The organism is Planctomycetaceae bacterium (assembly GCA_039680605.1).
Taxonomy (GTDB): Bacteria; Planctomycetota; Phycisphaerae; order SM23-33; family SM23-33; genus JAJFUU01.
This window is the reverse complement of the sequence record JBDKTA010000067.1, coordinates 1-20084: the sequence shown is the minus strand read 5'-3', so window position 1 is coordinate 20084 and position 20084 is coordinate 1. Positions and strand designations below refer to the sequence as shown.

Here is a 20084-nt window from a genome sequence, read left to right as displayed (position 1 = left end):
ACCAGTTCAAACAGGCTCAGCGACGCAAGAGCAGGCGATCGGCACGGGGCTACTTGGCCGGCTCCTCTTCCATCTCACCGAAGCCCTTGGACACCAGGTCCGACAGCACCTCGACGGCATCGGGCGCATCGTCGCCGTCGGCGGTGATTTTCAGCAGCGTTCCCTTGACGGCCGCCAGGCGCATCACGGACATGATGCTCTTGGCGTCGACGCTCAGGGATCCATTGGATACTTCGATCTTGCTGGCGAAACGGTTCGCCAGCTCGACCAGTTGCATCGCCGGTCGGGCATGCAGGCCGTACTTATTAACGATTTCGACTTCTCGTTCCACGGTGTCCAAATGCCCGTCCGCCTAACTCAGTTCGTCGGCCTCGGTCAGCAGGTCGATCACGGCCTGGCGCGTCTCGCTCTGACGCAGGAATTTTCGGAAAATATCGCGCTGGACGTGGCGGAAGATGGTCTCCATGGCCTGAAGGTGCTCGTCGGGGTTGTCGGGGCTCGACAGCAGCAGGATGACGGAGTAAACGGGCTTGGAGTCCAGGGCGTTGAACTCGATGCCTTCATGCGAACAGCCGATCGTGGCCAGGGGCTTCTTGATTCCCGGCAGCTTGGCGTGCGGCAAGGCGACTCCCTTGCCGATTCCCGTGGTGGCCTGGGCCTCGCGGGCCAGCACCAGGCGGGTGATATCGGGTGCGGCCTTTTTGCTGACAGCCCCCGCGGCGGCCAGAGCGGTCACCAACTCTGCGATAGCCTCGTCACGGGTCTTAGCTGCAAGATCGGGAACAATAGCATCGGTGACCATGATGTCGGACAGTCTCATTCCATGCTCCTGCGAAAGTCGCTGCACCGCTCGCCGGGGCGGGCGGTAATGTTCAAAAAGCGACTCTAATCTACACGAACGCCGTGCCACGTTCCAGTAGCAGAAATGCGATTTTCGTGGATCAATCCCAGATCCGCAATCGCCGGGAACTTATTCCTGGGCCAGGCTCTGTTCGTGAGAAGGTCCCTGGCGGTCGCGGACACGGTCTTTATGACGGCGGACCTGCTGCGAAACCTTGTCCAGACACTGATCCACGCAGGCGTACATGTCTTCCCCGCGATGCGTCGCCACAAAGGTATTCTTGCGGCGGGCGGTGGCGATGATCTCGACCTTGGGCTGCTCGGCCTCGATGTCCAGAATCACCTCGATGGACTGCATGTTGTCGTACAGACGTTCCAGCTTGGCCACTTTGGCCTGGACATAATCCTTGATCGGGTCGGTGGCGTCCATGTGCCTGGCGTTGACGATGATGTTCACGCGACATCTCCTTAAGTCAAAAATCCGTCGATTCCTTCCCGCGACCCGCATCCATCGGGCCTCACTCCATCATAGGATACATTCGGCTACCCCATAGGGTACCCCAGAGAGGTTCATGATTCAATATCGGCATCGCTCGGCCGCCCCGGCCAGCCGGATTGCCGACTGGCGAAGAATTCTCACCTTGAGTGGGGCAAGTCGCGGCCGAAGGTCTTCATTGAAATCCTGTCGGCGGGCGGCTATGGTGCGGGTCCCAACCGGAGCGATCATGAGCGACTACGCGGTGATTTTCGACATGGACGGCGTGCTCGTCGACAGCTACCAGGCGCATTTCGAGTCCTGGCGGCAGATGGCCCGCCGGCACGGGCAGGACATGACCGAGCCGCAGTTCGCCGCCACGTTCGGCCGCACCAGCCGCGACATCATCCATCGCCTGTGGGGTTCCGTCGTCACCAGCGCCGAGCAAGTCACCCAGTGGGATCACGAGAAGGAGCATCTTTACCGGCAGATTCTGGCGGAAAAGTTCCCTGAAATGGATGGCGCGCACGAGCTGATCGAGGCCTTGCACGCGGCGGGGTTCGTCATGGCCATCGGTTCGTCCGGGCCGCCGGGAAACGTCCAGGTGGTGCGAGAGAACCTCCCCGGAAGCCGCCACATCAACGTCACCGTCACGCGCGAGGACATCACGCACGGCAAGCCGGACCCGGAGGTCTTCCTCAAGGCCGCAGATAAACTCGCCTTGCCGCCGTGCCGCTGTGCGGTGGTCGAGGACGCCCCGGCCGGAATCGAGGCCGCCCGGAGGGCGGGCATGGCCGCCATTGCCATCACCGGCACCGCGCCGCGCGAGGAACTGGCCCGCGGCGCCGGCTTGGTCGTCGATTCGCTGCGCGAGCTGACGCCGGAGATCATCAAGAGGCTCATCGAACGTGTCGCGGGCGTCTCGCCCGCGCGTGGCGAGGGCATCTTGCCCTCGCAGGATTGAAAATGCTTCAACGGAGGCAGATATGCGAATCGTGTTGATAGCCGCCGCGATGGCTGCTTCGGCGGCCATCGCCGTGGCACAAGACCCGCCTACTGCCGTCGCCCTGGTGCTTCCGGCCCCGCAAGTGGTCGCCGGCGGCAAGGAAGACATTACGTTAGGCCCGGCCGACGAAGGAATCTCCCTCACCCTGGTCGGCGTCAAACCCGAGGAACCGGCCTTGGCGGCGGGGCTCGATCTGCTGGCCAAAGGCCTGTCCAAAGTTGAATCGAAGCTCACCCGTGCGGCCGATCCTGCCGGGGCGATGCTGACAATCACCAGGCTCGACGCGCCCGCCTTCGCCAAGGCGGTCGCGGCAGCGGCCCCCAAGGCCTCACTCACGAAAGAGCAACTCGATCAGGGATACGTTCTGGCCCTGGCGTCGAAGGAGGACAAGACGACGATCACGCTGCAGGCCCAGACGCCGCTGGGGCTGTATTACGGCCTGTGTACGCTGGTGCAGCTCATCAGTCGCGGCGAGGAAGGCCTCGCCGCCCCCGGGGCAACGATCGCCGATTGGCCGGCGATCGCCACGCGCGTGGTCGATCCGGCGTCAAAGCCCAAAGGCGCTGTGCAAGTCCTGCCGCTTCTTCGACTGAGCCCGATCGCTCCGTCGCCTCAGGCCCCGGCGGCAAGGAACAGCCCCAAGCCTGAGCTGGTGGTGAAGGATCTTTCGGCAACGACCGCCGACGTGACGGTCGATGGCGAAAAGAGGACGGTTTTCGACGCAGCCCGACTGCACAAGCCGGCCGAAGGCACCCCCGATGCAATATGCGTCGAGGGCACTGTGCCCGCGCCGGCCGGAGCGGTCTGGGCCAGCCTTGCCGATTACTGCTGGAATCCCTCGGCCTATACGCCTGAGGCTTCCGCGCGCCGGGCGCAGCATTTCGCCTCGGTGCTCGAACCGCTCCTGAACCGCGCCGGCGGGTTTAAGTATGAGTTGGAGATGGAGAAGTAGCGAATCGCCAAAGTTAGCGGCGGGGCTTGCCCCGCGCGTTTTCGCGAAAGCGTCGAGCAAGCTCGACCGCTAACATGGCACCCAGGATGAATGATGGAATCCGCAATCCGAAATCCGCAATCCGAAATCGCCGGCCGCATCTTCCAGGTCCAGCGGTTCAGCATCCATGACGGCCCGGGGATTCGCACCACCGTATTCTTCAAGGGTTGCCCGCTGCGGTGCGTGTGGTGCCACAATCCCGAGGGCATCGAGCTCCAGCCGGTGCTGTCGTTCGATCCGTCCAAGTGCATCGGCTGCGGATATTGTTTCCGCGTCTGCAAGCAAAACGCCCACGGGAGGCATGGCGACACGCACGCCCTCGACCGCAAGCTCTGCCGCGCGTGCGGGTCCTGCACCGAAGAGTGCTACGCCGGCGCGCTAGAACTGATCGGCCACGACGCCACCGTCGCCGAGGTGCTCGACGAAGTCCTGCGCGATCGCCCGTTCTATGAAACCTCAGGCGGCGGCATTACGCTCTCCGGCGGCGAGCCGCTGCTGCAGGTCGACTTCGCCGCGGCGCTGCTGTCTGCCGCCAAGGCCGCCGGCCTGCACACGACCGTCGAGACGTGCGGACAGGTGCGGTGGGAGCATTTCGCCCGCGTGCAGGGACTGGTGGACTTGTGGCTGTACGATGTGAAGGAGACCGATTCCGCCCGCCATGAGCAGTTCACCGGCATGGGCAACGGGTTGATCCTGGCGAATCTTCGTGCCCTGTACGAAACCGGCGCGAAGATACTCCTGCGCCTTCCGATCGTCCCGGGGCTCAACGACCGCCCCGAGCACTTTTCGGCCGTGGCGCAGCTCGCAGCCGCCATGCCCAATCTGCTGGGCGCCGAGGTTATTCCCTACCACCGCCTGGGCACCAGCAAGCTGGCGCGATTGGGGCTCGATCACGCCTTTGCCGACATGGCGGCTGAGAAACGGCCGCCATGGCACCCGGACTCGCCGCCGCAGGCGCCGACGGATGAGACGGTCGCGGGTTGGATCCACACGCTGCGCGAGCAGGGCGTTCGTCTGGTTGGACCGACGTCCGAAATGTGATTCGTGACACGGGCGTTCGCCCGTGCTCAAAAGACGGGGAGCATGGGCAAGACGCCCATGCTGCTCACGGGCAGGATGCCCGTGCTACTGTCCGATGAGGCGGATGATGTTCTTGCCGGCGGACTTGCCTTGGCGCAGGGCGGCGTCGGCGGTGGCGAGCAGTTCTCGGCAGGTGGCGCCGCCGGCGGGGAAGGCGGCCAGACCGCCGCTGATGGTCAGCGTGCCTTTGGCATGCGGGCCCAGGTCGGGGAAGGCGTGGCTCTCGACGGCGCGGCGGAATCGGTCGGCCAGCACGTAGGCGCTCTCGGGCGGGTGGCTGGTGCTCTCGCGCGGTTGTTCCTCGTCGCAGAACAGGATGGCGAACTCGTCGCCGCCGATGCGGGCGACGATATCATGTCCGCGAGTGATCGTCTTCATCAGCGCCGCGACCTGCTGGAGGATATGGTCGCCGACGGCGTGTCCGTAGGTATCGTTGTATCGCTTGAAGTCGTCGATGTCGAACAGCAGCAGGCTGGCCCGCAGGTTCTGGCGGGCGGCGCGGGCGAGGACCTGATCGGTCACCTGGTAGAAATAGCGGCGGTTGTATGCCCCAGTCAGGTGGTCCGTCATGGCAAGTTGTGCCAGGGCCTCGGTGCGGGCCGCCATCTTCGTCAGCGGCGCCACCATCGCCTGAAGGGCTTGGAGAAACGCCCCGCTCGATGCGGGCACGGGCGTTGCGGAGCGGAACACCCGCTGACCGCGCCCCGACCAGCCCGTCAGCAAGACCGCCCCGTCGGCGGCGCCGTCGCTGTCAGACCACTGGCCTGCCACGCCCAGACGCTGGGCGACGAGCGTGGCCGCGGCGGTCTCGATCTCGCCCGGCGCCGCGGTGGCGGCGAGCAGGGTTGCAGATTCCTGTGCCGTCAGGGCATGTCCGTTGCCGCCGGTTGCGGGCGCCCGTTCCTGCGGAGCAGCCAGGCGGGCCAGGTCGCTTCGCGTCGGCGGCCAGATGAAGTAGTCGTCGACGGCCCCGGGGCAGAGGCGGCGGACGTTGGTCTCGGCGGCGGGGGGGCACAGCACGTAAAGGCGCGCGTGGGCGGCCAGTCGCCGCACGGCGCGGCAGAGTCCGGGAAACTCCGGGCGCGGAGCCGTCAGCACCACCGTCGCCCAGGGCTCGATGCGCAGCGCCGCGAGCATCTCGTAAGGGTCGCCGTAGCAGACCGCGCTTGACGGCGCCAGGCGCGGCGTCAGGTAACCTGCGGCCGACTCGTCAGCCAGGAGCAAGATGGACGCCTCCGCTCTCACTGCGGTCCCTCCAGCAGGGCAGAGAGTTCGGCCTGGCTCAGTAGCGGGGCGTTCCGGGTCTGGGGCAAACGGTCGCTCTGGTAGAGGCCCTGCGGCGGTTGGGCCGGCCGGGCCGGCGCGGGCGTCGCGATCTCGATTGGGGGCGGGGTGTCCCATGCCGCGGCAGAGAGGTCGATCATCTTGCCTTCAGGTCCGGCCAGGGCGACTTCGATGGGCGAAGGGGCTCCCAGGGGTGCCGGCGTTGCGCCGCCGCGAGAGGCCAGCGCCCGTTCGATGGCCGCAGGCACATCGCCGCGCTGCGTCAGGGGCGTTGCGGTAAGGGCCTGGGCGACAACGGGCAGCCGCGGCGTGCCGGTGGCGATTAGAACCGCCCCGCTTTCACGGGCGATCTCGAGCAGGCGAAGGTGCGCCCCCGAGAACGCGCGCAGGTCGATCACCAGCACCGCAACGCCGCCGGCAAGCAGTTCGGCAGCCGCTTCATAGGCGGTGGGGGTGCAGACCGTCGCCGCGGTGGAAGGCTCTCGGGCGACCAGTGCGCGGTCGCGCGTCAGAAGAACCACCCGCCCGGCCGGTGGATGTTGTGTCTCGCCATTCATGAATGTGCCGGTGCCTCCGCCTGACACGATGGAGCTATCTTACCCCCAGATGCGCGATTCGTCAACGGCTGGGCTTTGCAATGTGGACCACAGCTGTCTATGATGGGAAGCTTCCAGAGGAGACGATATGCTTTCCGTGCTGAGTTCGCTTGAGGTGTTTTGCCAGGCTCTATCGCTGCAGCAGGAGACGCTCGAAGAGTTCTACCGCCTCGCGACGACGATCGCCCCCCAGCAGTGTGCCGTGGATCGTCCCGGCGGAACGCTCTTCGCCTTGGAAAGGAATGTCTTCAGCACGCTCTTTCTGGTGGTCACCGCGAGCCTGGTAGGCCGCAGCCGCTTTCTACCGCTGTATGCGATGGTCAACCAGTGCATGCGGGCGTGGGTGACCGCCTGCGACAATCTGCTCGACGATGAGTACAAGGAGATCTTTCCCTTCCGCCTGGCCGGGCGCGGGCAGCGCATGCGGTCGGTGCTGACGATCCTGCTGGCCGACCGCATCCTGTGGGAGTACATCGACCGCCAGTACCGCGACGATGGCGTCCTCGAGGCGGCCGGGCGGCTGTCGCTGGAGGCCTTGGCCCCCAGCGCCGCACAGGAGTGCGAAGAGGAAACGCGACCCGTTGAGATACTGCCCAGCCGCCGCCTGCTGGACGAGGTACACCATCGCAAGACCGGACTGCTGTTCATGTCGCCGCTGGCCTTGCCGTGCCGTCTTGAGCCCCCCGACGAGCGGCGGGCCCGGGCGGCCGGGCGGGCCGTACACGATTTCGGCATGGGCTGCCAGTGCCTCGACGACATCGTCGACCTGCCCGCCGATGCGGCCGCGGGGCGGCACAATCTGCTCGTGTCGCTGATGGCCGAGGGCGGGCGCGACGCGCGCATGCGCTTGGGTAACCTGCCGCGCGAACTCTGGACGGCGTGGGAACAATTGCCTGCCGTGACGCGCCGGGCGCGGCAGATCGCCGAGGATTATTTCGCGTCGTCGTTCGAGGCGCTGGCGCAGTTGGGGCTGGCGCTGGCGCCGCCTCAGCGCGAGGCGCTCGTCGCAACGATCTATCGGTTGCTGCGCGTGCCGCCCGGCGGCGCGCCGGCGGCGGAGAACGTCGCATGACGGCGTTCTGGCCGGTCCTGGTTCTCAAGATGCTCCTGCGCCGGGCGCGGCGAGGGGTGATCATGATGGCCGCCACGGCCATGGCGGTGGCCTGCCTGATTGCCCTCGATGCGGTCATGGAGGGCGTCGGCGATGCGATGATCCGAAACTCCGTAGCCGCCGCCGGAGGGCATGTGACGCTGACCGGAACTGCCCGCCGCGCCGCTGACGAGGCGGTGGCCTCCGAAGTGCGCCGCTGGCCGGGCGTCTGCGAAGCGCTGCCGCGACGAACGCAGGCGGCGATGCTTTCGCACGGACGCTCCGGGGCCGCCGTGACGCTCGTGGGGGTAGTACCGGCCGAGCGGAACTGGAGCATCGTCGCAGCCAAGATCATTGGCGGCGGATTCCCCCGCGGCGGCGGGTCGATCCTTGTCGGCAGCGATCTGGCTGACCGTCTCGGGGCGGCTGTGGGCGATCGCCTTGAGGCCACTGTGAGCGGCGGTGTCGGCAGGACCTTCACGGTCTGCGGCGTGTTCCGAACTCGCCTGCCCCATCTGGATGCGCAACTCGTGCTGGCGGGTATGGACGACGTCGCCCCAGCGCAGCAATCGGTACACGTCTTCCTGGCCGATCCGTACGCCGCGCCGGCGGCTGCGGCGAGGGCGGGCGAACTGGCGGTGGCGGCCTCGCAGTGGCAGAACGATCTGCCCGAGCTGGCCGGCCTGATCTCGCTCAACCGGTTTTCGATGAATGTTGTGCTGGGCTTGGCGCTGCTGATCCTGGCGTTTGGCATTTCCAACAACGTCTTCCAGGGCGTCAGCCAGCGGCGTCGCGAACTGAGCATCCTGCGGGCGATGGGCCTGACCAGCCGGGGCGTCATGGCCATCGTGTTGGGCGAGACGATGCTGATGGCCGCCGTCGCGGCGGTCATCGGCGCCGCCGTCGGCATTGCCGCCACGCTGCTCTGGGCCCGCTGGGGGCTGGACCTGTCGCCCTGGACGAGCGGTAACCCGCACTTTCTCATCTCGGCAGTGGTATACCCGCGACTGACCGGCGGCGGCGTGATCGCGCCGATGGCCGTGGCGTGCGCGTGTGGGTTTCTGGCGGCCTTAGCGCCCGCGCGGCGGGCGGGACGCTCTACCATTATGCAGGGGCTGCGAATGCTGTGAGCATTCTGGAACTCAAAAACGTTTCTCGCGTCTTCGGCAGTGGACCGGCCCGATGCCCGGCCCTGAGGGGGATCGATCTGTCCGTCGAACCGGCCGAGATGCTGGCCGTCACCGGCGCCTCCGGAAGCGGCAAGAGCACGTTGCTGAACATCTGCGCGGGGTTGGACGCGCCCACCGGCGGCAGCGTGCTGATCGACGGCCGCGACACGCGGGGCATGTCCCCCGACGCCATGGCGCGCCTTCGCCGCACGAGCGTCGGGTTCGTTTTTCAGTTCATGAACCTCCTGCCGGCGCTGACGGCGTGGGAGAATATCGAATTGGCCCTGGTGCTTTCCGGCGCCGCGCGCGAGGACCGCCGTCGAAGGGTGGCGGGTTTGCTTGATCTGGCCGGACTGGCGGAAAAGGCCCGCGCGCTGCCTGACCAACTCTCGGGTGGTCAGCAGCAGCGCCTGGCCGTGCTGCGGGCGCTGGCGCACCGCCCGCGGATCGTCTTCATGGATGAGCCGACAAGCTGCCTCGACAGCGACCACGCCCGCGAGCTGATGGACCTGGTGGTGAATCTCAACGCCCGGGAGAAGACCACGATCGTCGTGGCCACGCACGACGCCGCCGTGGCCGGACGGATGACCATCCGCGTGCAGATGCGCGACGGGAAGATTATCAGCCCTGAGGTGACGCCATGATCGCCCCGGTGAACGATCCGCCCTCGGCGCCGCCCACGCGCGGGCGCACGCTCAACTTCCCCGGACTGCTCTACGATCTGCTGGTGCCGCTGATGGTGTTTGGGATGGAACGCCGCGTGAACCGCCGCACCGCCCGCGCCCTGGACCTGGCCCCGGGGGACGTGGTGCTGGACCTGGGCTGTGCGACGGGCAACTTGTCGTACGAGATCGCCCGCCGCCTTGACTCCGCGGCCGGAGGGCTGTGCATCGGGATCGACGCCTCGCCGCAGATGGTCGCGCGAGCCCGTAGGAAGATCGGTGGGCGCCCCGTCCGGTTCGATATCGGCCTGGCCGAGAAGCTGCCTTACGCCGACGGCGTCTTCACCAAGGCCGCCAGTTCGCTGCTGCTTCATCATCTTGACATGGAACTCAAGCGGGCGGCGATGGCCGAGCTTCGCCGCGTAGTGGCCCCGGGCGGCCTGGTGGTGGTCGCCGACATGGACCGCCCGACAACGCTCATCGGCAAGCTCTTCGGCCACGGCGGCGAGCGGATTCTCTGCCAGCGCGAGATCGAAGAGAACCTCAGCGGCGTCCTGCCCGATCTGTTCGCCCAGGCCGGCTTCACCGACATCCGCCGCCTCGGGCATGACTACGGGTACGTCACGACCTTCGCGATGCGAGTAGCACGGGCGTCCCGCCCGTGAGTTCCGCGGTCGTCCCGGCCGTGCTTTGCCGTGTCGCGGACATCCAGTTCGCGCGTGCCGCGGGCGTCTCGCCCGCGTAGAAACAAGACGAGGGCAAGATGCTCTCGTCACGCGCGGGCGAGACGCCCGCGACACGAACGACTCACGGGCAAGATGGCCGCACTATTGTTGCCTCAAACAGTGGGGCGGGCTATAGTCTGGGCCATGCGTGAACATGACAGCGGCGGAAAACAGAATCGCAACATCTGGGCTCCTTGGCGCATGGAGTATATCGAGACGCTCTCGGATTCGTGCGAGAGCGGGGGGGGGTGCTTTCTGTGCCGTGCCGCTGAGCAGGGCGACCGCCAGCAGGAGAACCTCGTCGTATGGCGCGGGCAGCACTGCCTGACGGTGCTCAACCGCTACCCCTACACCGGCGGGCACGCGATGGTGGCCCCGGTCGAGCACGTGGGCGACATGGAAGCGCTCGACGACGCGACGCTTCTGGAGATGATGCACATGGTCGTCGATTTCCAGAAGGTGCTGCAGCGGGCAGTGCATTCGCAGAATTTTAACATCGGGATCAACATCGGCCGCGCCGCCGGCGCTGGCCTGCCCGGGCACCTGCACGTGCATATCGTTCCGCGCTGGGGCGGCGACACGAATTTCATGGACGTCCTGGGCGACGTGCGAGTCATCCCCGTCTCGCTGGAAGATATCTACAAGCAGATTACCGCAACGGCCGCACAGATGGGGCTGGGACCCAAAACGGAATGATGGAAGACTGGAATAATGGAATACTGATACCGGTGGCATGGCGACACGCGCAACGCGTCGCCATGGACCTGCGGATGAAGTCGAAACGGCTGCGAGGTGCGTTCATGGCGACCCGCCAGAAACAACAACGCGTGTTGCCATGCCACCCGCGCCGGTTGTTATCATCCTTCCATTCTTCCATCATTCCACTCTTCCCTCTTCCTCTGCGGTCTCTGCGAGATCCGCGGTGAATACTCCACGCGAGATATTCGAGCAGCACCAGGCCGCCTTTCTGGCGCCTTGCGCCGTGCGCGAAGGCGACAGCGGCGGGCGGCGGTACGATGAGAGCGAGCACCCGTACCGTACGTGCTTTCAGCGAGACCGCGACCGGATCATCCACTGCTCGGCGTTCCGGCGGCTGGACTTCAAGACGCAGGTCTTCGTCCCGCACGAGTGCGACCACTTCCGTACGCGAATGACGCACACGCTCGAAGTCGCCCAGATCGCCCGCAACCTCGCGCGGGCCCTGAGGCTCAACGAGGACCTCGCCGAAGCCGTCGCCCTCGCCCACGACCTCGGCCATCCGCCCTTCGGACACGCCGGCGAGGCGGCGCTGAACGATCTGATGGCCGCCCACGGCGGCTTCGAACACAACCGCCAGTCGCTGCGCGTGGTTGACTATCTTGAACATCCTTACCCGGCGTTTCGCGGGCTCAATCTCACCCAGGCCGTTCGCGAATGCCTTGCCAAGCACGAGACGGCTTACGACAAACCTTCCGCAGAGGAGTTCGACCCCACGCTGGCCGGTCCGCTCGAGGGCCAGCTCGTCGACATGGCCGACGCGATCGCCTACACCTCGGCCGACCTGGAAGACTCGCTGGCGGCGGGGCTGATCAGCCTCGAACACGTCAACCGCCTGGCGTTGTGGCGGCGGGCATGGTCAGCCGCCCAGGCGGCCGACCCCGACGCCGGCATGGTCCACACGCGTATCCGTGCCTGCAAGGGCGTGCTGGCGGCGATGGCCGACGACGTGATCGCCTCCACGCTGGCGGTTCTGGAGACGATCAAGCCGAAAAGCCCTGACGACATCCGCCGCAGCGGTCGCAAGTGCGTGGTCTTCTCCGAGGCCCTGGCCGGCGAAGTGGCGGCCATGCAGCGGTTCTTATATGATCGCGTCTACACCTTCGGCGAAAGCGCCGCCCGCGCCGAGGCATCGGGCAAGATCCTCCGCGAGCTGTTCGCCGCCTACGTACGAGACCCGGCCCGGATGGGCCCGCGATATCTCCGCCGCAGCCAGGAAGAAGGCCTCCAGCGAGTCGTCTGCGACTACCTGGCCGGAATGACCGACCGCTTCTGCAAACAAGCCCACGCCGCCCTGGGGTGATTTTGAGGGGACTCAAAACGACAGCGGCCGACGTGTTATCGTCGGCCGAAGTCTCCTATGCGCCGCTTCCTCTAAGAGCGATTCGCCCGGCTCCGATCACTTTGGGCGCCCGTGCAGGAGGGCCTCCACCCGCCTGCACGGGCGTCGTGTAAAACGACACCGCGAACGAAAATAATGCTCGCACCTCTGCCCAAAGCGCTGCACTTGCTTCTGCAACCGTTGAGGCGGCTGCAGTCCTCACTCAGCATCTTTACATTATCACGCTTTGACGATTTTTCAAGCAAAAAGCGGGTGAAATGTCATTCGTCAACTCCGACGTGATCTGCGCCTTCTTAACATCGCCAGCGCGCCGCCGGCGAGAATCATGGCAAGCGTCGCCGGCTCGGGGACGGCCGTGAAGTGCCCGTTGATGGTCAGATTGTCGAGCGTCGCGTCGCCGCTGGAGAACACCAGGCCCTGGCCGCGTGCGCCGAAAGCTACCCAGAGGCTCGTCGCGTTCCAGGTGGTGCGCACGAGGCCGGGTAACTTCACGCGATGAAACGAGATGCCGTCATCAAGCCCCAGCGTCAGGATGTCGACGGCTGAGTCGTACTGGACCAGCAGCGTCCCCGAACTGGCAACGGGAACCATCGGCACGCTCGTCTCGACGTCATTGATCCGATACGCCGGGACCAGCAGTTGGTTCAGCAGCGGGTTCGATGAGCAGACAAAACCGATGGCCGCCGAATCCTGGCCGTCCAGGTCGTTGCCCACGCCGAGATTCAATGCAATCAACCCGCTGCCGGTGAAGGTGGTTACGTCATAGTCGATCGTGATCACGAAGTCGCTGTCGGTCCGCAGGCGGAAGCCCGATGCGCCGTCGCTGAGATAGATGGCGTCGTTGGATGCACTGCCCGCCGCCGACGAAAGTACGTTGATCCGATCGTCCTGCTCCAGCCACAACTGCGCCGGTGCATCCTGCAGCACGCTCCAATACGCCGACGGGGCCGTGCCGGTAAAGGAGTCGGATATTGTCGCCGCGGCGACCGGAGCGGATGTCACGGCCAAAGCCGCAACCAGAAGAACGCTCCCCGACAGCTTCCTGTAACAGTGCATCATGGAACCTCTTTCAGTTGGACGAATGTCGATGTCTGAACCCTGCGATGGCTATCAGCCCGCCCATGGCCACAAGCGCCGCAGTGGCCGGTTCTGGAATAGCGTGAGCATCGGCCAGCATTGGCGACGATGCGGCCCAAGCCGCCGCGGTGCCGCAACAGAAGATCGCGCCGATCATCATGATGAGCATTCTGATTCTCATCTTGCACCTGCCGCTTCTTCCTGGATGTTTCATTGGGCGCAGTGCCCTTGGTTCATGCTCTTGTGCAACAGGCGCGCCAGCAGGGGGAGTTGCCTGAGGAAGGTCGTGTTAAGTGATTGAAGTAATTGCGGATAAAAGATTTGCTTTAGGAAATATCGCCTTGTGGCATTTCCGGAGAGCCAAAATAAGTGGTGCAAATTGCGGCGCGCGGAATCTTCCGCGCCGCAGATTGCGGCGGTTGTAGGGTCTTGTCATGAACCCTGCCCCTCAGGCAGAGATCTCTTTCGCCGCCGGCCATGCAGCGAGGCACGGCGGCTTTTCAGCTTGTCATCAGGATGTTGCCTCCGCCGGGCTCGTGCCGTCGCGGAGAGAGTTTGCCGTCGGGCCTCCTGTTCTTAGCACGGGCGCCTGGCCCGTGAGTCGCATGGCCGTCTCGGCCATGTCGTTGCTCTGGCGCGTGCGGGCTGCCCGCCCGCGGAATACGTCGCTAAGTATCGATAAGGCAAGGGCGTGGTGCCCTCGCCACGCGCGGGCGCAATGCCCGCGACGCTTCCGTTTCTGGTTATGCAGCGGCCATCAGGGTCAGTCGCGGCCGTGCGGTTCGGCGTTTGGGGGCGCTGGCGGGCGGGCCTGCCAGAGCCCGCTGTTGCAGTTCCCGCTCGATGCTCTGGGGCGAGCCGATCCCGAGCACCCGCATGAGCAGCAGTTCTTCCCCGGTGAGTCGCTTGATTCCCTTGGTTTCCATGTGACGTTCCCTTTCATATGTCCGGCTCCGTCCATGGAGCGATGTTGTCGGCAGATACTTTGCAATCTTCATGCCAGAGCCCGTCGATTGAAAAAAGCCTGAAATTGGCTCGAAATCGCGCTACATCGTCTTGCCGCCCTGGCCGGGTGCGCCGCGTTTTGCGACAGTGGCGGTCCGGCAAAAAATGGGCGAACGCTTGATCCTCGTCGTTGCAGCGGTACACTTGGCGGTATCACATGAAAGGAATCGCTCATGGCTGACCAATCCAAGAACGGCAAGACGGGCTGCCTGATAGCTGTCATTCTGGGCGTGATCGGGATCGGCGCGGGTATCTGGGGCGGGGCGAGCATGTTCCATAGCGGCATGAGCGTTCTCAATGACATGTTTGCTCATGAATACGTTGTGCCGGGCCGACACGTGGTGGACCTTCAGAAGCCTGGCGTCTACGTGGTCTGGCATGAATACTTCGCCCGCAAGGATGGCAAGACGTACGACGCTTCGCCTGATATGGAGATGAACATTTCGATCAGGCACCGCGAGACCGGTCGCCAAGTCGTTCTGCAGGAGATGGGCGGCCGCAGCGAGAAAATAGACACGCCTGATCGAAAGGCCATGGCGGTGGGCACGTTCTCTATCCGCGAACCGGGGCAATACCTGCTGGAGGTCACTGCCGAAGAAAACGAAGGCCAGACGGTCCTGGCGATCGGAACTGCCCCAGATGAGAAAGTTCTGTCAAGCGTCGGGCCGGCATGCGGAGTTCTCCTCCTGGCGGGCCTGGCGCTGCTGGGCGCTCTGGTCTTCGGGATCATCGCTATCGTGCGGATGAGCACGTACAAGCGACAGGAGCCGACGTCGCCCTATCAGATGCCCCCGCCCCCTCCGCCGCAGGCTTAGAACGCCAGGCGGTCGTGCTTGAGCCGCCCGACGTCGCGCCACCATTTTCGCGCCGCGGCGATGCCCTCGGCGTCGGGCGACATCGGCTGACCGACGATCTTGCCCAGTGCCGCGGCGGCCGTTCCACGAAGATTGGCGCTGGTACTCTCGTCGTCCAGGTCGCCGATGTTGATCTGCTGGGCGAGGTAGTAGATAGCCCGCTCATCGGCCAGACCGCCCAGTTCCTCGGTGATCAGCGACTTGAGTTCCTGCGGATCGTCCATCCCGTCCGGCGCGCGGTAGCTTTCGAGCATTCGCAGCAGGGGGATGACGGCCGCGGCGCCGTGTGCGGCCATCGCGTGCAGCTTTTCGGCGCGGGCGGGGGCGTCCCACGATGCGAACCGTTCATAGACTTCCTGCGACATGGCTTCGAGCCGGCGGTCCCGCTCATCGTCGGCCGCCTGGCGGGCGTCGGCGTCGACGGAGGGAGTTTCGTCCGAGGCTGGCAGGACCGCCTCGATCAGCATTTCGACGTGTTGCTCGTCGAGGCCGACGTGGCGGCAAATGCGCTGGAGCAGGCGTCGCTCGGGAGTGCTGATGGTTCCATCGACCGCGGCGGCCTCGGCGAGCATCTGGACGGCCTTTTCGGCGTCGGCAGGGCTCTTGGGCATCGAGATGGACTTGTGCCCGTCGCGGATCTGGCGGCACAGGTCATCCAGGGTGGCCTGGTCCATGCCCATTCGCGAGGCCAGCCGCTCGATGAACGCGCACTCCTTGTCGTTGAGGTCGCCGTCAAGCATGGCGAAGACGATTACGTTGTGCAGATCGCGCAAGGCCTGGTCATCCATCATGTGCCCCTTGAGGTAGAGGTTAGTACGGGCCTGCTTGAGATTCTATCGCCGCCGGCGCTGCCGCGAACCAAAAATCGCCGGCGGTTCATTCCGTCGCCGGCTCCGGCGGGGCCGATTCGATCGGCGCCGGGCGCTTGAGGCGGCCGGTGACGTCGATGAAGTCGTACGGGCGCGCGGCGGTGGAAAAGAAGCTGCGGTCCGGCAGGGGGTCCATCTCGGCCTGGAAATAATGCCGCAGCACGCAACGGAACGTGTTGACCGGCGAGATGTCATCGGGCAGCCGCGGCGGTGCCGTTTGGCCGATGGCGGGAAGATAGTACGCGCTGAGGATGCCCATCCGCTCGGGGATGTTGCTGCCCTCCAGGCTTTCCCAGTTGAGCATCGAGCCCGGGCCGTGGTCGCCCTGGATGATGATGATCGGCGGCGTGGGGCTGTTCTTGATCAGTGCATCGACGGCTGGCAGAATCCTCGCGTTGATGAAGCGGACCTGCTTTCGATATCCCTCGACATATTCGATGCGGCTGGCGCCGCGCAGGGCCATGTAGGCCGACCCGTCGTCGGCGCTGAAGGGCCGCGAGGGCGTGATGGCTTTGCCGGTTTCATCGAACACGAACGGCGGGTGGGGGCACAGCACGTGGGCGAGCACGAACTTGGGGCTGTTCGTCGCGGCCAGGTCCGGCAGGGTGTCCAGCGTGTGCAGGACGGTCCGGCGGTGGACGTCGTAGCGTTTGAAGTCGCGCATGAAGACCGGCACGGGCGTGGTCTCCAGCAGGGCCTGGCCGAACTCGCCGAGGTCCGGACCCTGCGAAAGCCACACGTCCATGCCGCGGCGGGGGGTGACCTCGGCCCCGCTGTCGTAGGCGACGCTCTTGTATCCGCGAGCCTTGAGAAACCGCAGCAGCGAGCTGTCGGCGATGGCGTGCCGCAGCGGCAGGTGGTCGCGCTTCTCCTTGCCGACGGTCTCGGAGAGCCGGTCGAGGTACTCCATGTTCAGCGAACACGCCAGCGACAGCGCGGTCTGCGGATAGTTCGCCGCCGCGCGATCGGCCACGTAGAACCCCTTCGCCCGCAGCGCGTCCAGAAACGGTTCGTTGTCGAAACCGTAGAGGTCGCTGAGCGTGTCGGCCCTGCCGTAACCATCGAGGATGATGTAGTAGATATCCGGCGCCGGCCGAACCGGCGGCTGCGGCGGGGCGTCGGGCGCCTGGTACGTCGCCACGACCATCCCTTTGCCGTCGGAGACCTTGGCGGCCACCGTCGTTGCCGTGGCGATCAGCGCCAGGATTCCGGCCGCCACGTTGAGCACCTTCGTCAGCGTGTAGAGCTTGCGTCGGGTGAAGATGACCCACGCGGCCCCGACGAGCAGCAGCCCGCTCATCAGAGGCAGCAGGATCTTGTGGTGCCCGATATGCACGCCGCTGATATAGAAGTGCGGATTGCCGATCAGCGCCACCGCATGACCGTAGAAGAACACCAGCACCAGCGCCAGCGACGTGATCAGTGCGGCCTTGAGCGTGTTCCGCAGCAGCAGCGACAGCACCCCCCAGACCTCCATCGCGCAGAGCATCGTGACCAGCACCGGGACGATCATGACCTCCGGAGGAAACTCCGAGGCGTTTCGCGAATACAGAAACATCGCCGGGTATGCCGCCAGGATCAGCCAGTGCATCGCCAGCGGCCGCGAGCCATGCTCAGGGGTTGAATGCATACCTCTTAGCATCGGTCAGATTGGCCCGCAAAGCAAGCGAGTCTTGTTAGCGGCGGGGCTCTCGTCACGCCATAGCCTTGGCGAAGGCGGATGCCCCCATGCCCTACGACCTCCGACCTAACCCCTGCTTCCACTTCCTTGCACTTTGTTGTACTTTTCACAGCGGTTTCGGGGAAGTGCAACTAATTAGTATCACGCAAGCCCCGCGTCGTTCGATAGTGGTGCAGCCCGTACCGCAATTGCTCTTCCTTGCTCTTTGTTGTACTTTTCACAGCGATTTCGCGGAAGTGCAACGAATTAGTCTTGCTAGGAGCTGTGGCATTCAGTAATGACCATTAGGACTGGCGGCTGCCAGCCCTGAAGCTGGGTCGCGGGCGGCTGGGCGCCTCAGCCATTCCTGGAAATGAACGTCAGCAGCACCTTCGGCCCAGATCCTGCCCATCCGGGACCTGGCCTGTCGCATGAACCTGGAGCCCCTGCCATGCGTGACAGCGGATGCAGCCACAGCCGCAGCCGTGGTCGAACAGCTCTTGCGCCTCTACGGTCCTCCGCTGGTCTTCAAGTCCGACAATGGCAGCGCCTTCATCGCCGAGAGCTTCAGGCAGTTGTTGGAATCATGGAATGTAATTCACCTCTTGTCGCCGCCGTGCCTGCCCCGATATAATGGCGCCGCTGAGGCTGGGGTCGGATGCCTGAAGATCCACACGTATTACGAGGCCGCTGCGCATGGCAGAAGCGGGCAATGGTCTGAAAATGGGGACTGTCACGTTGTGTGTGACTGTACCCATTTTCATCCCCGCCGCAACGCACGCCAGCGGCTTAACTGCGCCGTGCGTCCCTGGGGCCAGCCGCAGCAGCTCTGGCAATCCCGCCAGCCGATTACAGCCGACCAGCGGGAAAATGGGGACTGTCACGCTGCCTGTGACTGTCCCCACTTTCCCGCGCGCGAAAAATACCATCAGGTCCTGGATGAAAACGGAATGTCAGGCGAACTTCTGCCCTGCGCGGCCCGCGCCACGGTGGCGCGGGAGGCAGTCCGCCGGGCGCTCCCGGCTGACCACGTCGGAGGTGGCGACTAAGTCCGGCCTGCCCGACGTAGCCTTGGCGAAGTCGGGAGGAGGCGAATTACTCCACCAATTAAATCCCCTTTACGTCACAAACTTACCTAGAGGCCACAACTGATGCCTTCAGCGGGGGGACGCTTATCGAGTACTCTCGAGATCCCTATGAATTACTGGAGTACAACCCACGCGTCCAGGAACCTGGGGTCATCATCGCTTAGGAGCAGATCATGAAAGACAATACATTGTTGATCGGAGCTTCACTAGCCATAGTTGCTACGGTGGCTTTTGGTTGTGGAGACAAACAGCATCATAGCGGTTCAGAGCTTGTTAACTTAGGGCTAACAGGAAGTGCTTATGTTGTCCAACCTTTTTTCACGGTATCAAGAACAACAATTCTGTATGCGGCTATCGACGAGGCCTCTGGATTCCCCTCAACGACCTGGAGGATTGTGGACTTAAGATCACAGAGGCAGCGGAGCCTATCAAACAAGTTCCCTGGTGTGATCTATTGTGCCCTTTCGCCAGATGGCGATTTTGGCGTGATGGAAGAGGCCGAAAAGGGCCTCCTGGTCCTTAACATCGGGAAGATGCAAGCCACAACAATTGCTGGGGAAAGCACCTCGGCTATTTGGGTTGGGAACAAGATCATGTTAGTCTTCTATGCCAGTGGCGGCAAAGCGCCACTCGGGTTAAAAGTATCATCGCTGGAGACACTTGATCCTAGAGGTGGGGTACGAGAGAAGTGGAAAGCGTGCGGACTTCCGCTCGTTGCAGACAGGGAGGGACACATAGTGTTAATGTCAGTCAATCCGAACTCTCTTTATGATCCTTTTGATGTTGGGCGGAGTGGTGCACCTATCATGTGCTTCAACAAACATGGACATCCGATTAAGGATCTGGGTCCATTCGACGGGGTCATAGGAATACCAGCGATTAGCCCTCTGGGGAAATGGATAGCCTTGGCTCGTTTGAGCTCAAAGGGGGGAAATTCAATCTTATTGGTCAATGTGTCAAAGAGGACAAGCGTCGAGATCGAGTCTGCGGCCCTTCCAGTGGCCGTGACAGACGACGGTACGATTGTGGCAATGGAGCCCACGAGTGGCGACAGGGCTGCGCCGATGGCTATACGAACAATAAAAGCAAAGATGGTGCGCACCATCTCTCCCGGCGCGTACGCGGCAGGCATTAGTGACGAGAGGCTATATTATGTTACAGGCCGCGGAACTTCCGCAAGGCTAAACAGTGTTGCTCTACAGGCTATCGAGAAAGGAGGGGTCTAAAGGGGTCAGGTACCTGTTCTGCTAGACCTTGGGTCCGTCGGTGGTATCATGTTGGCCATGCCACGCAGTTCTCGCGTCAACTTAGGCGGGTACGTCTATCACGTGCTCAACCGCTCCAACGGGCGGCAGACTCTGTTCCATAGCCAGGGCGACTACGAGTTATTCCTGGACGTGCTGGCGGCCGCGCATGAGCGCGTGACCATGCGCACGATCGGCTACTGCATCATGCCCAATCACTGGCACCTGGTGCTCTGGCCGCGCGAGGATGGCGATCTCTCGGCCTTCATTC

Annotated in this window: 22 protein-coding genes; 12 read left to right on the top strand and 10 right to left on the bottom strand. The window is 64.2% G+C overall.

Translation table 11 applies throughout. The annotated features are described in order from the left end of the window. Nucleotides 1-49 precede the first annotated feature (49 nt). From ABFD92_19555 to raiA, 3 genes are all read right to left on the bottom strand, one after another. Nucleotides 50-331 (bottom strand): HPr family phosphocarrier protein, encoded by a 282-nt coding sequence (locus tag ABFD92_19555; GenBank protein MEN6506737.1) that lies wholly within the window; start codon nucleotides 329-331, stop codon nucleotides 50-52. A 21-nt stretch (nucleotides 332-352) separates the two neighbouring features. Next, nucleotides 353-820 carry a PTS sugar transporter subunit IIA gene (locus ABFD92_19550; protein MEN6506736.1) on the bottom strand — a complete coding sequence of 156 codons (468 nt, stop codon included), beginning with the start codon at nucleotides 818-820 and terminating at the stop codon, nucleotides 353-355. A gap of 150 nt (nucleotides 821-970) precedes the next feature. Further along, entirely contained in the window at nucleotides 971-1297 is a 327-nt protein-coding gene (gene raiA / locus ABFD92_19545) for a ribosome-associated translation inhibitor RaiA (protein ID MEN6506735.1), read from the bottom strand. A 268-nt stretch (nucleotides 1298-1565) separates the two neighbouring features. On the opposite strand from raiA, the gene ABFD92_19540 reads away from it, so the two are divergent. The 3 genes from ABFD92_19540 (at nucleotide 1566) to ABFD92_19530 (ending at nucleotide 4353) form a co-directional block, all read left to right on the top strand. Further along, nucleotides 1566-2279: an HAD family phosphatase gene (locus ABFD92_19540; GenBank protein ID MEN6506734.1), complete on the top strand. Its 714-nt coding sequence runs from the start codon at nucleotides 1566-1568 to the stop codon at nucleotides 2277-2279. A 22-nt stretch (nucleotides 2280-2301) separates the two neighbouring features. Then, nucleotides 2302-3273 (top strand): glycoside hydrolase family 20 zincin-like fold domain-containing protein, encoded by a 972-nt coding sequence (locus ABFD92_19535; GenBank protein MEN6506733.1) that lies wholly within the window; start codon nucleotides 2302-2304, stop codon nucleotides 3271-3273. Nucleotides 3274-3366: 93 nt separating this feature from the next. Beyond that, nucleotides 3367-4353, top strand: coding sequence for a glycyl-radical enzyme activating protein (locus ABFD92_19530; GenBank protein ID MEN6506732.1), 987 nt, complete (start codon nucleotides 3367-3369; stop codon nucleotides 4351-4353). An 84-nt stretch (nucleotides 4354-4437) separates the two neighbouring features. Here ABFD92_19530 and ABFD92_19525 read toward each other — a convergent pair whose 3' ends face one another. Beyond that, nucleotides 4438-5616, bottom strand: coding sequence for a GGDEF domain-containing protein (locus ABFD92_19525; GenBank protein MEN6506731.1), 1179 nt, complete (start codon nucleotides 5614-5616; stop codon nucleotides 4438-4440). Between the two features lie 17 nt (nucleotides 5617-5633). Further along, nucleotides 5634-6233 (bottom strand): hypothetical protein, encoded by a 600-nt coding sequence (locus tag ABFD92_19520; GenBank protein ID MEN6506730.1) that lies wholly within the window; start codon nucleotides 6231-6233, stop codon nucleotides 5634-5636. A 127-nt stretch (nucleotides 6234-6360) separates the two neighbouring features. Between ABFD92_19520 and ABFD92_19515 the strand changes: the two genes are divergently transcribed. The 6 genes from ABFD92_19515 (at nucleotide 6361) to ABFD92_19490 (ending at nucleotide 11977) form a co-directional block, all read left to right on the top strand. Next, nucleotides 6361-7344 (top strand): hypothetical protein, encoded by a 984-nt coding sequence (locus ABFD92_19515; GenBank protein MEN6506729.1) that lies wholly within the window; start codon nucleotides 6361-6363, stop codon nucleotides 7342-7344. After that, on the top strand, nucleotides 7341-8492 hold the full coding sequence (locus ABFD92_19510) for an FtsX-like permease family protein (protein MEN6506728.1): 1152 nt from the start codon (nucleotides 7341-7343) through the stop codon (nucleotides 8490-8492). Before ABFD92_19515 ends, ABFD92_19510 begins: the two co-directional genes overlap by 4 nt. Further along, a complete protein-coding gene (locus ABFD92_19505) occupies nucleotides 8489-9175 on the top strand; it encodes an ABC transporter ATP-binding protein (GenBank protein ID MEN6506727.1) in 687 nt (228 codons plus the stop codon). Before ABFD92_19510 ends, ABFD92_19505 begins: the two co-directional genes overlap by 4 nt. Next, entirely contained in the window at nucleotides 9172-9858 is a 687-nt protein-coding gene (locus tag ABFD92_19500) for a methyltransferase domain-containing protein (GenBank protein ID MEN6506726.1), read from the top strand. The genes ABFD92_19505 and ABFD92_19500 overlap by 4 nt, the downstream gene beginning before the upstream one ends. A 204-nt stretch (nucleotides 9859-10062) precedes the next feature. Next, on the top strand, nucleotides 10063-10614 hold the full coding sequence (locus tag ABFD92_19495) for an HIT domain-containing protein (protein MEN6506725.1): 552 nt from the start codon (nucleotides 10063-10065) through the stop codon (nucleotides 10612-10614). A 226-nt stretch (nucleotides 10615-10840) separates the two neighbouring features. Beyond that, on the top strand, nucleotides 10841-11977 hold the full coding sequence (locus tag ABFD92_19490) for a deoxyguanosinetriphosphate triphosphohydrolase (GenBank protein MEN6506724.1): 1137 nt from the start codon (nucleotides 10841-10843) through the stop codon (nucleotides 11975-11977). A gap of 306 nt (nucleotides 11978-12283) precedes the next feature. Here ABFD92_19490 and ABFD92_19485 read toward each other — a convergent pair whose 3' ends face one another. The 3 genes from ABFD92_19485 to ABFD92_19475 form a co-directional block, all read right to left on the bottom strand. Continuing rightward, complete coding sequence (locus ABFD92_19485; GenBank protein ID MEN6506723.1) at nucleotides 12284-13075, bottom strand: PEP-CTERM sorting domain-containing protein; 792 nt, start codon at nucleotides 13073-13075, stop codon at nucleotides 12284-12286. A gap of 10 nt (nucleotides 13076-13085) precedes the next feature. Then, on the bottom strand, nucleotides 13086-13262 hold the full coding sequence (locus ABFD92_19480; protein ID MEN6506722.1) for a PEP-CTERM sorting domain-containing protein: 177 nt from the start codon (nucleotides 13260-13262) through the stop codon (nucleotides 13086-13088). Nucleotides 13263-13836: 574 nt separating this feature from the next. Further along, entirely contained in the window at nucleotides 13837-14019 is a 183-nt protein-coding gene (locus tag ABFD92_19475; GenBank protein ID MEN6506721.1) for a hypothetical protein, read from the bottom strand. 252 nt (nucleotides 14020-14271) lie between these two features. Between ABFD92_19475 and ABFD92_19470 the strand changes: the two genes are divergently transcribed. Then, on the top strand, nucleotides 14272-14913 hold the full coding sequence (locus tag ABFD92_19470) for a hypothetical protein (GenBank protein MEN6506720.1): 642 nt from the start codon (nucleotides 14272-14274) through the stop codon (nucleotides 14911-14913). Here ABFD92_19470 and ABFD92_19465 read toward each other — a convergent pair. Together ABFD92_19465 and ABFD92_19460 are read right to left on the bottom strand one after the other, a co-directional pair. Next, a complete protein-coding gene (locus ABFD92_19465) occupies nucleotides 14910-15743 on the bottom strand; it encodes a hypothetical protein (protein MEN6506719.1) in 834 nt (277 codons plus the stop codon). The two genes, ABFD92_19470 and ABFD92_19465, sit on opposite strands and share 4 nt — an antisense overlap. 85 nt (nucleotides 15744-15828) lie before the next feature. Then, entirely contained in the window at nucleotides 15829-17451 is a 1623-nt protein-coding gene (locus ABFD92_19460; GenBank protein ID MEN6506718.1) for a sulfatase-like hydrolase/transferase, read from the bottom strand. A gap of 1291 nt (nucleotides 17452-18742) precedes the next feature. Here ABFD92_19460 and ABFD92_19455 point away from each other — a divergent pair. Together ABFD92_19455 and ABFD92_19450 are read left to right on the top strand one after the other, a co-directional pair. Beyond that, nucleotides 18743-19795 carry a hypothetical protein gene (locus ABFD92_19455; GenBank protein MEN6506717.1) on the top strand — a complete coding sequence of 351 codons (1053 nt, stop codon included), beginning with the start codon at nucleotides 18743-18745 and terminating at the stop codon, nucleotides 19793-19795. Between the two features lie 57 nt (nucleotides 19796-19852). Further along, on the top strand, nucleotides 19853-20084 hold a 232-nt coding region (locus ABFD92_19450; protein ID MEN6506716.1), incomplete at its 3' end, for a transposase.